Origin of the sequence: Streptomyces sp. 8K308, from assembly GCF_004348315.1 — a bacterium.
Lineage (GTDB): Bacteria > Actinomycetota > Actinomycetes > Streptomycetales > Streptomycetaceae > Streptomyces.
On record NZ_SMKC01000239.1, the window covers coordinates 1 to 11230 of the forward strand.

The 11230-nt window shown below is 72.8% G+C and carries 12 protein-coding genes and 4 pseudogenes; 6 read left to right on the forward strand and 10 right to left on the reverse strand.

The genetic code is table 11. The features are described from left to right. Positions 1-525 precede the first annotated feature (525 nt). Complete coding sequence (locus E1265_RS25910; RefSeq protein ID WP_132933430.1) at positions 526-2046, forward strand: sodium:solute symporter family protein; 1521 nt, start codon at positions 526-528, stop codon at positions 2044-2046. A gap of 35 nt (positions 2047-2081) precedes the next feature. Here the strand turns inward: E1265_RS25910 and E1265_RS40810 are convergent. From E1265_RS40810 to E1265_RS25925, 3 genes and pseudogenes are all read right to left on the reverse strand, one after another. Beyond that, a pseudogene (locus E1265_RS40810) lies at positions 2082-2678 on the reverse strand (GNAT family N-acetyltransferase); the annotation flags it as partial. A gap of 41 nt (positions 2679-2719) precedes the next feature. Then, a complete protein-coding gene (locus tag E1265_RS25920) occupies positions 2720-3928 on the reverse strand; it encodes an MFS transporter (protein ID WP_132933432.1) in 1209 nt (402 codons plus the stop codon). An 89-nt stretch (positions 3929-4017) separates the two neighbouring features. Further along, a complete protein-coding gene (locus E1265_RS25925) occupies positions 4018-4614 on the reverse strand; it encodes a TetR/AcrR family transcriptional regulator (protein WP_132933433.1) in 597 nt (198 codons plus the stop codon). A gap of 55 nt (positions 4615-4669) precedes the next feature. Between E1265_RS25925 and E1265_RS25930 the strand changes: the two genes are divergently transcribed. Beyond that, positions 4670-5251 carry a GNAT family N-acetyltransferase gene (locus E1265_RS25930; RefSeq protein WP_132933434.1) on the forward strand — a complete coding sequence of 194 codons (582 nt, stop codon included), beginning with the start codon at positions 4670-4672 and terminating at the stop codon, positions 5249-5251. A 77-nt stretch (positions 5252-5328) separates the two neighbouring features. Here E1265_RS25930 and E1265_RS39610 read toward each other — a convergent pair whose 3' ends face one another. Then, complete coding sequence (locus tag E1265_RS39610) at positions 5329-5559, reverse strand: hypothetical protein (RefSeq protein WP_243741109.1); 231 nt, start codon at positions 5557-5559, stop codon at positions 5329-5331. Between the two features lie 632 nt (positions 5560-6191). Between E1265_RS39610 and E1265_RS25940 the strand changes: the two genes are divergently transcribed. Beyond that, positions 6192-7016 (forward strand): prolyl oligopeptidase family serine peptidase, encoded by an 825-nt coding sequence (locus E1265_RS25940; protein WP_132933435.1) that lies wholly within the window; start codon positions 6192-6194, stop codon positions 7014-7016. An 88-nt stretch (positions 7017-7104) separates the two neighbouring features. Here the strand turns inward: E1265_RS25940 and E1265_RS39615 are convergent. Both E1265_RS39615 and E1265_RS39620 read right to left on the reverse strand, forming a co-directional pair. Beyond that, a pseudogene (locus E1265_RS39615) lies at positions 7105-7334 on the reverse strand (IS30 family transposase); the annotation flags it as partial. Positions 7335-7622: 288 nt separating this feature from the next. Further along, positions 7623-7709 (reverse strand): annotated as a pseudogene (locus E1265_RS39620) (hypothetical protein); the annotation flags it as partial. 76 nt (positions 7710-7785) lie between these two features. Here E1265_RS39620 and E1265_RS40395 point away from each other — a divergent pair. From E1265_RS40395 to E1265_RS25955, 3 genes are all read left to right on the forward strand, one after another. Then, positions 7786-7956: a glycoside hydrolase family 6 protein gene (locus tag E1265_RS40395; RefSeq protein ID WP_279571462.1), complete on the forward strand. Its 171-nt coding sequence runs from the start codon at positions 7786-7788 to the stop codon at positions 7954-7956. Positions 7957-7978: 22 nt separating this feature from the next. Further along, a complete protein-coding gene (locus E1265_RS25950; RefSeq protein ID WP_279571463.1) occupies positions 7979-8497 on the forward strand; it encodes a glycoside hydrolase family 6 protein in 519 nt (172 codons plus the stop codon). 77 nt (positions 8498-8574) lie between these two features. After that, entirely contained in the window at positions 8575-9060 is a 486-nt protein-coding gene (locus tag E1265_RS25955; protein ID WP_132933436.1) for a DUF1203 domain-containing protein, read from the forward strand. Between the two features lie 18 nt (positions 9061-9078). Here E1265_RS25955 and E1265_RS40400 read toward each other — a convergent pair whose 3' ends face one another. The 4 genes and pseudogenes from E1265_RS40400 to E1265_RS39625 all read right to left on the reverse strand — a co-directional run. Beyond that, entirely contained in the window at positions 9079-9207 is a 129-nt protein-coding gene (locus E1265_RS40400) for a hypothetical protein (protein WP_279571464.1), read from the reverse strand. Positions 9208-9210: 3 nt separating this feature from the next. Beyond that, a complete protein-coding gene (locus E1265_RS25960) occupies positions 9211-10305 on the reverse strand; it encodes a methyltransferase domain-containing protein (protein ID WP_132933437.1) in 1095 nt (364 codons plus the stop codon). A 141-nt stretch (positions 10306-10446) separates the two neighbouring features. Next, positions 10447-10848: an alpha/beta hydrolase gene (locus E1265_RS25965; protein WP_243741110.1), complete on the reverse strand. Its 402-nt coding sequence runs from the start codon at positions 10846-10848 to the stop codon at positions 10447-10449. Between the two features lie 226 nt (positions 10849-11074). Next, positions 11075-11230 (reverse strand): annotated as a pseudogene (locus E1265_RS39625) (LysR family transcriptional regulator); the annotation flags it as partial.

Here is an 11230-nt window from a genome sequence, read left to right on the forward strand (position 1 = left end):
CACCCACCCTGTCCGGGCGGGCCCGGCGGCGTGCGCCGGCTGCTGCGGCCGTTGGCCGGGCCCGGTTCGCCCTGCCGGCGGCCGGGCGCCATTGGGGCCCTGGCGTCGCGCGCCGGGTGGCGGCTTCGCCGCAGGGCGTCTCGCGGCCGGTGGCCCGGCTCGCCGCTGCGCGCCGGACCGCCGGGTGTCGGGGTTCCCGGCCGTCAGGCGCCGGGGTCCGATCGGCTCTGCCGGTCCCGGTCCGCGCTGCCGGCGGCCTGGCGTTGGGCACCGGCTTCGACGGGGGTGTCCGCCGCCGACGGCCGGCGGCCAGAGGCTCGGGCCCGTCCCGTCGCCGGCCCGGCGCGCAGCGCCGTCGCGGCCAAAGCCGGCCCGGCGAGGGCGAGGGTGGCTCGGTCTATTGACGCTGGTTGGGAGCGCTCCTATGGTGGCGAAGTCTGTTCATGACAATGTTTGACGTTCCTGTACGTGAACGCCTGGCCCTGCGCGCGAGATCCTCCCCTCTTCCTTCCCCTAGGAGCCGCGATGTCAGCGTTGGACTGGATCGTGGTCGCTGGTTACTTCCTCGTCGTGGTAGCCATCGGCTGGTGGTCGAAGAACCGCATCCACAGCGTGGCCGACTTCTTCACGGCCAGGGGGCAGATCCCCTGGTGGCTGTCGGGGGTGTCGCACCACATGTCCGGCTACAGCGCGGTGATGTTCGTCGCGTTCGCGGCCGTCGCGTACAACAGCGGCATCACCGTGTACTTCTGGTGGCCGCTCACCATCGGTCTCGGCGTCGGGGTCGGGGCCTTCCTCTTCGCCGCCCGCTGGAACCGGCTGCGGGCCAAGCACGACGTCAAGTCACCGCTCGAGTACCTGACCCGTCGCTACAACCTGCCGACCCAGCAGGTGCTCGCCTACAGCGGCGCCGCCCTCAAGGTCGTCGACATCGCGGCCAAGTGGGTCGCCATATCGGTCCTGTTGCGCGGCTTCGCCGACATCCCCATCGAGGTCGGCATCACCTTCACCGGCGTCGCCACCATGGCCTACATGACCGTCGGCGGCCTGTGGGCCGATGTCCTCACCGACATGGGGCAGTTCGTCATCCAGGCCGTGGCCGGCGTGGCCATGCTGTTCGCGGTGATGATCGAACTCGGCGTGGACTTCCCGTTCTCGATGTGGGGCGACCTGCCCGACGGCCACGGCGATCCGGTCAACGGCACCGTCACCACCTGGCTCATCCTCGCGTTCCTGCTGGTGAAGACCTTCGAGTACAACGGCGGCATGTGGAACCTGGCGCAGCGCTACATGGCCTCGCCCTCCGGTTCCGACGCCCGCCGCGCCGCGCTGCTCTCCAGCGTGCTGTGGCTGGTCTGGCCGTTGGTCCTCTTCCTGCCGATGATCGCCGCGCCGCTGATCGTGCCCGGGCTCAGCAACGGCGAGGAGTCCTACATCGCGCTGGCCAAGGAGCTGCTGCCGGCCGGCCTGATCGGGCTGATGCTGGCCGGGTTCTTCTCGCACACGATGGCCATGGTGGCCTCCGATTCCAACGTCATCACCGCGGTCATCACCCGGGACATCGCCCCGGTGCTGGTGCCGCGCGTGCGGCGGTTGACGGAGGCCGCGCAGCTGACGTTCGCCCGCGTCACCACCGTGCTGTTCGTCGCCCTCAGCATGACCATCGCCATCACCACCGGCGGTGAGGGCTTCGTGCTCGACACCGTCGTGGAGCTGGTGGCCGCCACCATGGGCCCGATATCCATCCCGCTGATGCTCGGCCTGCTGCCGTGGTTCCGCCGGGTCGGGCCGACCGCGGCGATCACCTCGTGGGCCGGCGGCCTTCTCGTCTGGTACGTCGTCCGCTACGTCGTGGACGGCGCCACCCAGGCGGCCATCGTCGGCCTGCCGCTGCTGACGTCGCTGGTCCTCTACGTCGGGGTCGGGATGGTGAGGCCGGAGCCGAAGCCGGAGACGGACGCGTTGCTCGACTCCCTCAACTCCGACCCGGAGCCCGGCTCTCCGACCCAGGAGGAGCCGGAGGACGGCGCGTTGACCGCCCGGTAGACGAAAGCGGTGACCGGCGCGGCCACCGCCCAGCCCAGGGTCTCGTAGAGCGCGCGCCCCTCGTGGGTGGCGCCGAGGATCCCGGTGGTCGCGCCGCGTTCGACGGCCTCGTTCGCGAGCGTCCGCATCACCACGGAGCCGAGGCCGCGCCGCTGGTGGGCGGGGTGGGTCTCGACCTGGTCGACCACCGCGGCGTCGCCGACCGGGGCCACCTGTCCGCGCGCGGCCAGCGAACCGTCGGCCGCGAACACCCGGGCGCGCGTCACGCCGGCGGCCGTCTCCACGGCGAGCCGGTAGCCGGCGGGGACGCGGGCCGCCGAGCCGCGCAGCGCGGTGGCCATCAGATGGCCGTGGTCGCCCTCGGTCCAGTCCGGGGTGAGCCAGCCGGCCACCCGCTCGACGTCGACGAACGCCTTGAGGTGCGTGGCGGGCACGGTGACCGCCGCGACGACGCCCCGGACGGCCGCCTCGTCCGCCGCCGGCAGCACGTGGCGGGCGACGTGGTGCAGCTGCCCGACGTCGATCCGCACCCCCCACGGCTGCTCGACGGGCGCCGGCGTCTCCCGGGAGACCGCCCAGCCCGCGGTCCAGGCCAGGACCAGCTCGGGTGTCGCCGTGTCCGCCCCGTTCATCACGCCCTCCGGATGTAATAGTCAGTTTGGCGAGGTGATTATTACACGGCGGCCTTCTCGGTCGGCCGGGCCGGGTCCGTCGAGCCGGCCGGAGCCACGGACCCCGCCCGGTCGGGCCGCCGGCGCGCCGCGTCCGGTAGGAGCGTGAGCAGCCCGAGCACGGCCATGGCGGCGCCGAGCCAGAGCGTGGCGCGCAGTCCCCAGGCGCCGATAGCGAGGGCGCCGAGCGAGGAGCCGAGGATCACGCCGAGCGTGATGAAGGAGGCGTGGACGGTGTTGACCAGCGGGCGGGCGTTGCCGGTGCGCTGCACCCTGGTCACCATCGCGGGGTTCATGGTCACGCCGACCAGCCCGACGCCCAGCAGGAAGGCCACGGCGGCGACCGGCACCTCGGCCAGCAGCGCGAAGCCGGCGAGGAAGAGGGCGTTGAGCGCGAGGCCGACGGCCAGCACCGGCACCGTGTGCCGGTCCGCGAGCCGGCCGACGACGGTGTTGCCGACGACGGTGGCCGCGCCGTAGGCGATCAGCAGCAGCGGCACGGTGCCGGTGGCGAAGCCGGTCAGCTCGGTGAGGATCGGGTTCAGGTAGCTGAACGCGGCGAAGGTCGCGCCGATGATCAGCGTGCTGGTGGAGAGCGCCAACCACAGCCGGGGCGCGCGGAACACGCCGAGCTCCTGCCGGAAACCGCCCTCCTCCTCGGCCCGCGCCAGCGCCGGCACCCCGACGACGGTCGCCGCCGCCGCGACCACCGCGATCGCCGAGATCACCCAGAACGCGGCCCGCCAGCCGAACCGCTCGCCGACCAGTGTGGACAGCGGCAGCCCGAGCAGGGTGCCGAGCATCAGCCCGTTCATCACCACCGCGATCGCCCGGCCGCGTATCTCGGCGCGGGTCAGCCGCACGGCGAGCGAGATCGCCACCCCGAAGAACGCCTGCGACGCGACGCCGGTGACGATCCGGGCGGTCAGCATGGTGGCGTAGTCGGTGGCGACCGCCGCCAGCACGTTGCCGGCCAGGAAGACGGCGAACAGCAGCAGCAGCGCGTTCTTCGGCGCCACCCGCAGGAGCGCCACGGTCAGGAAGGGCCCGCCGACGGCCATGGCCGCGGCGAACGCGGTGATCAGGTAGCCGACCTGCGGCACGGTGGCGCCCAGGCCATCCGCCAGCTGCGGCATCAGGCCGGCGACGACGAACTCGCTGGTCACCATGGCGAAAATGCCGAGGGCCAACACGTACACGGCACGAGGCACTGCCTCACTCCTTCTCGTGATGTTCTCTCGTTATGGATCGATCAGTTCAAAACTCGGCCGCGCGTGACCCCGGACCCGGGCGGTGGCGTTCAGCGCGTCACGGCGTCCAGGGTGATCTCGGCGATCGACTCCAGCGCGGCCTGGTCGGCGCCGCCCTGGCTTGACACCCGGATCCCGGCGACCGCCGCGTTGACGAACCGGGCCAACTCCCCCGGCTCCCGCGCGGACGTCACGCTGCCGTCCCGCTGCCCGGCGGCCAGCGCGTCCCGCAGCGCGGCCAGCCGGCGCGCGGTGTCCCGCGCCAGCAGCTCGGCCGCCGCCGTGTCCCGGGCGGCCAACTCCACGGTGGTGTTCACCCCGAGGCAGCCGAGGATCCGCCCGGCGGCCCGGTGCTCGGCCTCCCCCTGGACGATCAGCGCCAACAGCGCCCGCACCCGCTCGCCGCCCGGCCGCTCGACGTCCTCCAGCACGCCGAGCTGGGTTTCCGTCATCCCGTCCAGATAGCGCCCGAGCGCGCGCCGGAACAGGTCGTGCTTGCTGTGGAACGTGTTGTAGACGCTGCTGCGCCCGAGCCCCGTCGCCTCGCACAGGTCCTGGGTCGAGGTGGCCTCATAACCCTTCTCCCAGAACACCCGCATCGCGGCGTCCAGGGCCCGCTCCTCGTCAAACGTCCTCGGTCGCGCCATGCGGCGACCGTAGCAGGTTTTGCATCGACCAGTCCAATACGCGATGATCCCGGTCGTGGGTCACCTGATACGCGACTACGCGCCCGCCGACGAGGCGTCCTGGCTGCGGTGCCGGGTCCTGTCCTTCCTCGCCACCGCCTACTTCGACGACGTCGACCGCGCCAAGCCGGCGATCCCGGCGCCCGGCCTCGAACTCGTCGCAGCCGACGCGGCGGGAGGCGTCGTCGGCATTCTCGACGTCCTCGTCGAGGGCGACTCGGCGACCATCGACACGGTCGCCGTCCACCCGGACCACCAACGCCTGGGTATCGCCCGGGACCTGCTCGCCGAGGCCCGCGCCCGGCTGTCCGCCCTCGGCGTCACGACGCTCGACGCCTGGACCAGGGACGACCCCGGCACCCTCGACTGGTACCGGGCCATGGGCTTCGCCGAGAGCGACCACTACCTGCATGTCTTCGCCCACGCGTACACCGACCCGGCCGAGCCGCCGCGCGCCGTCGCCCAACCCCACCCCGACCTCCGGCCCGTCGCCCTCTTCCTCCACGCCGACCTGCGCCACGAGCGGGCGATGCGGGCGCGGTTCGCCCGCGTCCACGTCTGCCGGCGCTTCTCGACGGCGCTGACTCATCAGCCCTGACGTGCATGAGTCGTGACCGCGGCGACGGCGGCCACCCCCCGAGTGCTACGCGCCCTCGGGGGACGCGTCCCGGTAGCTCAGCCGACGCCCCGCATCGCCCGCTCCTCGTCGATGAGCCGGTCGGTGAACTCCTCCGGGTCCACCGCGTGGTCCAGGTCGTGGAGGTCGTCGAACTCCCGCCCGCTGAGCGGCAGTCCGAGCTCGCCGAGCCGGGCCGCAAGCTCGGCGAACGCGACCGCCTCATCCGGCTCGTCCTCATACCCGGCCCGGTCGGCGGCGCACGCCTCGGCCAGGGTGCTGCCCGCCATCCCCCAGTAGGTGACTCGGTGTCCAACTCGACCACGTGCCAGGGCTGGTCGGCCGGCTCGTCCGGGTACAGCCAGTACCCGACCCAGCCCTTGCCGAACTCCGCGACGATCTTGTAGTGCTCGGCCACCCGCGCGCACCCCGCGTTGATGGCCTGCGTCTCCGGATCGGCCAGCTCGGCCTCCCTGAGGTAGCTGGTGTCGAGGAGCGGGTGCGGCTGCCCCGGTTCGAGGAAGGTGATGCCGAGCAGATCGGCGAAGTCGTCCCGGCCCTCCCACTGCGCCACCAGCATCACCCGCAGGTCGTCGGGGACCGGCCGGCCCCCGAGACGTTCCCGGGAGAACTCCGTGAGCCGCTCCTCGAACATGTTCCCTCCTGGCTTCCTGGCTGGCCCTCCCCGGACGAAAGGCACCGTACCGCCGCTCACCGACACCCGCGCCGTCGGCCGGGATGGCCAGGGCCGTCAACCCCCTTGCTGGCAGGACGAGTTCGCTGCCCATCGGGCACCTCGTCCCCGCCCACGGCCGCGCCCGGGCCGGCTACGCCGTGGGCAGATTCGCCGCCGGCAGAAGTGGCGGTCCCGGCCCCGTCGCGCCGCCTACGGTGGCGGTCCACGCGCACCGAGGGAGTAGTCATGGAGACGATCACCGGTACGGCGGCCGGGGTGCCGTTCACGGCACTCCCGCCGGCCGGAGCGGTCGACGGGCCCGCGCCGTTGGTCGTGACCTGGCACATGCTGGACGCGCCGCGCACGGACGCGGCGTTCGCGGCGGCGCTGCCCATGACCGGGGTGCCCGCCTGGCGGGTTCACCTGGGCATGCCGATGTGCGGCGCGCGGATGGTCGATGGACGCCTCGACGCCGCCCTCGAACTGGCCCGCGAGGACGCGTTGCTGTCCTTCCTGGCCCCCATCGCCCGCCAGGCCGCCGACGAGTTCCCGGCCGCGCTCGCCGCGTTGCGCGAGCAACTGCCGGTCGACGACGGGCCGATCGGCGTGCTCGGCGCCTCGCTCGGCGGGGCCGTGGCGCTACGGGTGCTGACCACGCTACGGATTCCGGTCCTGGCGGTCGCCCTGGTCAACCCGGCCGTGCGGATACGGTCCGTCGTCGGGCTCGTCGAGCGCCTGGCCGGACATCCGTACCGATGGACCGCGGAGTCCCACGGGGTCGCCGACGAGCTGGACTTCGTCGCCCGCGCCGGAGAGCTCACGGGCGAGCCGCCACTCCTGCTCGTCAGCGGCGAGCGGGACCACCAGGACCTGCGCGCCGACGCGGCCGCCCTGGTCGGCGCGCTGCGTGAGCGGTACCCGCGCCCGGACGAGGTCGAGCTGGTCACCGTGCCGGACCTGGCACACCCCCTGGCCGAAGAACCCGGCCTGAAACCGGCCCCCCAACTGCCCGCTACGCGGACGGTTGACGAGATCCTGACGCGGTGGTTCGTCCGGCGCCTCACGAGCTGAGGAGGCCAGCACAGGCAATCTCGGCGGCGCTCCCCGCACGTACGTTCCCCTTCGAGTTCCGCGAACTGCGCGGCCGTCGTGGGCGGTGTCAGTCGGTGGAAGCAATTGAGCTGGTCAGGAGCTCGGTGAAGACTTCGGCTTGGGTGCGGTAGCCCAGGATACGGCGGGGGCGTCCGTTGAGTTCGGCGGCCACGGCGTCGAGGCCCTCGCGAGTGTGGACCATGAGGTCGGTGCCCCTCGGGAAGTACTGCCGCAGCAGGCCGTTGTGTTCTCGTTCGTGCCGCGTTCCCAGGGAGAATGAGGATGGGCGAAGAACACGTCCAACTCCGTTGCGGCTTCGCGAGAGATCACGGTGTCAGGGTCCTGGTAGCCGCGCTCGCGGCGCAAACGGCCAGCGACCTGGTCGGGCGACCAGCCCCGCCGCGGCCCGGCCAGCACACTCCCCCGCAGGCGGGGAAGCCGCGTGAGCTTGCGTTCCTTCGGCCGTGAACGCCCCCGCACCGCAAACATGTTGGCGGCAGTCGCGCGGTAGTGCTCCCGGCCGCCATGGCGGGCTATCTCCCGGCACACCACCGAGGGGTCGCGCCCGATCCGCGAGGCGATCTCCCTCTGCTGGAGTCCTTCGGCCAGCCCACGAGAGATCTCCTCCCGCTCGGCCAAGGTCAACGGACGACGGGCGGCGACGGTACTCACGGTGGTGCTCTCCGATCAAGAAACAGTCCACCGACACTACGACAAGATCAATTGCTTCCACCGGTTGTGATCAAGGTTGGGCGAGGATCGTCAACTGGACATCTCGCACCCGGGCTGGCTCGGCTGGGCCGACGTCGCGAGGCCGGCCGTCGAGCTGCTGTACGCGGCGGCCAACGCCTCCGGCGCGACCGTCGCCGACGTGCACGGGCTGATCGCCAACACCGCCGAACCACGCCGCCACCCGTGAGCCGTACTTCTCCGTCGACGACGTGATCAACGGTGTGCCGGTCCGGCAGACCAGGTGGGTGGACTGGCGGGACTTCGTCGACGTCGAGACGTACGCGGCGACGTTCCGCCAGCGGCTGACGCAGCGCGGATTCCCGTCCGGCCTCGGCCTGTTGGTCGACACCTCGCGCAACGGCTGGGGCGGCCAGGCACGGCCCACCGGGCCCGGGCCGCGCACCCACGCCGACGCCTACGTGGACGGCGGCCGGCTCGACCGCCGGCTCCGCTCGGAGAACTGGTGCAACCAGTCCGGAGCCGGCCTCGGCGAACGCCCGGCCGCCGCGCCCGCGCCCGGCGTCGACGCGTACGTGTGGGCCAAGCCGCCGGGCGAGTCGGACGGCCAGGGCGGACCGGACAGCGCGCCGGTGGAGCGGATGTGCCACCACCTCACCTGGCCCGGCCGGCAGCCGACCGGCGCCCTGCCGGACGCCCCACCGGAAGGGCAGTGGTTCCCGACCCACTTCCGCCAACTCCTGGCCAACGCCTGGCCCCCGCTGTCCTGAAGCCGTTCCGAAGCCGTCCTGAACGCGATGTCCGTTACCCGCCGGCCGGGGCCTCCCCGCGACCGGATGCTGGCGGCATGACGACGACGACAACCACCGCCACCTTCCGCGTGCACGCACTGCCCTTTGAGGTCCTGGAGGGTGTGCGTGCCACGGGCCTCGACGCCTTCGGGGCGCGCGCGGAGCGGCTCGCCGCCGAGGGCGGCGAGCCCGTCCGCTGCTGCCTGAGCGACGCGAGGCCCGGCGAGGAGTTGCTGCTCTTCGGCTACGAGCCGCCGCTGCCCGCCGCCAGCCCCTACCGCGAGATCGGTGCCGTGCTCACCCACGCCGAACCCTGCCCGGGCCCCGCCGACCCGACCGCCTACCCCGCCGACTGGCGTGGCCGCCCGCAGGTGCTGCGGGCCTACGACGCGCGCGGCTGGATCCACGACGCGACGACCGTCCACGACGGCCAGGACCCGGAGTCGACGATCGCCCGGCTGCTCGCCGAGCCCGACGTGGTGCGGGTCCACAGCCGCAACATCGCCTGGGGCTGCTACATGTTCGCGCTCACCCGCGCCTGACCCGTCGGCGGGGCGCGCTCAGGGCTGCTTGCCGGTGCCGTCGCAGACCACGCAGTCGACCTCGACGGTGGTGCCGTCAAGCGAGTGCTGGGTCTTGCCCGTTCCGTTGCACACCGAGCAGGGGACCGACCTGCTGTGTTTCCCCATGATCTACCGTCCCTCCCTGACCTGCGGGTTCACTGTTCGCGCCGGACTGTCGAGCCAGACGTCCTGCCGGTCCTGGGTGACGGTCAGGCCGAACCGGTCGATCCCCGGGGCACCTGCCGCCGTCCACGCGAGGTGTGCTCGTTCCACCTCGTCCCAGAGGTTCCGGGGGCCGCGCTGGGTCACGGTCCCGCCGCTGCCCTTCGTCTCAAGACGCGCGTGTGAGGCACCCTCGCTGAGGATCGCGAGCACGTGGTCCTGGCCCTTGCGCACCACAGCGGGGATGTCGCCGACCACCGCGGCGAGGTACACCTCCCAGCCCGGGGTGAGATCGAGGATCCGGCGGACGTCCGTGGTGACGGCGCGCTCGCGCTCGTCGTCGGGCAGGCCGCCGATCCGCGCCGGGCGCTGGCCTCGCAGCGGCATGAACGCGCACGAGTCGTGGAAGCGGCCGGCCGCGGTGCCGTCGTCGCCGACGGTGAGGTGGACGATGCGGTGGTTTCGCGACCAGGGCAGGACGATGGTGCCGCCGGGGCGGGTCCTGGCGATCCAGTCGTGGGGGATGTCGTAGACCCCGCACGTCACGTGGACGCGGTCGAACGGCCCGCCGGCCGGCGCGCCCTCGGCAGCGTCGCCGAGGACGAGGCGAGGGGAGACGCCGGCGCGGGCCAGGTTCTTCTCGGCGGTGGTCAGCAGGGTCTGGTCGACCTCGACTGAGGTGACGTTCTCCTCCCCGACCAGGTGTGACAGCAGCCCGGCCGTCCAGCCGGTGCCGGTGCCGACGTCCAGCACGCGGTGCCCGGGGCCGGGGTCGAGCAGGTCGAGGAAGGCGAAGACCAACGAAGGGCCCGAGGAGGAGCACGTGTAGGTGAACGTCTTCCTGACCGCTTCCTCGGTCAGCTCCGTCTCGCCGTCGTCGATCTGCGTGACGATCACCGTGTCGGAGCTGACGGCGGACCACCAGCGGTCGGCGTCGCGTTCGCGGTCGATCCAGTGGCCCTCGCTGCCGGCCGTCGGCCAGGCCCACGCACGCGGGGGGATGAAGTGGTGACGCGGCACGGCGAAGGCCGCGGCAGCCAACGCGCCGGCTCGGCTTGTCATGTCCTACTCCTGCCCGTGAACTGCCTGGTCATGGCCATCCTGGCAGGGCACGGGAGGCACACCCCGGCGCGCCGGGCGCGCGTGCGGCGCGCGTCCGACCTGGTGCGCCGACGGCCGGCCCGAGCGGCTACCCGTTCGGCATCACCCGGCCGTGTGCGCGAGGATCGCGGTGGCCAACTCCTCGTGCGTCTCCGGCGGCAGCGTGTGCTCCATACCCGGCACGATCAGCAGCCGCGCTCCCGGGATCCGCTCGGCGATGATCGCGCCGTGGCCCGGCTTGGCCGGCTCGTGGCTGCCCTCGATGACCAGCGTGGGCGCCTTCACCTGGTGCAGCACGCCCACCGGCTCGAAGTCGGGCCTGGCCGCCGCGGCCAGCCGGTGATTGGCCACCGCCGACAGGTCACGGGCCCGGTCGTGGATCCGTTCCTGAAGCCGACGCGCCGCGTCCTCGTCGAACGGCAGCCCGGTGCCGTGCAGCAGGCGCTGCTCGGCGATCATGCCGTCGATCCTGGCGCGCCGGTCCTCCGGCGGTGGGGCGGCCATCAGCGCACGGTAGAAGGCCACGAACTCCGGCGTCGGCTCGGGCAGGCTCCCCTCGGGCTGCGGTTGCCCCGGGCGGTCTTGCCCGCGCCCGCCTCGCCGCGCAACACCACCGCACCGCCGAAGCCTTCGCGGGCCCGCGCGATCACTCCGTCGACCGCGCTGGTCTCCGCCGATCTGCCGTAGAGCACGAGGCCCCACTGTAGGAGACCCGCCGCCCAGCCGGCGCTCAGCCGCCCGGCGCGGCGTCCCGGTCCCTGATCGTCGTCGCGGCGTGGCGTAGTGCGGTGATGACGGTGCGGACGGCCCTGCGCGCCGCGCGTTCCGGGCGGTGGAGGGCGTCGATGTGGCGGTGGGCGTGGACGCCGGCGAGGGGGCGGAGGAC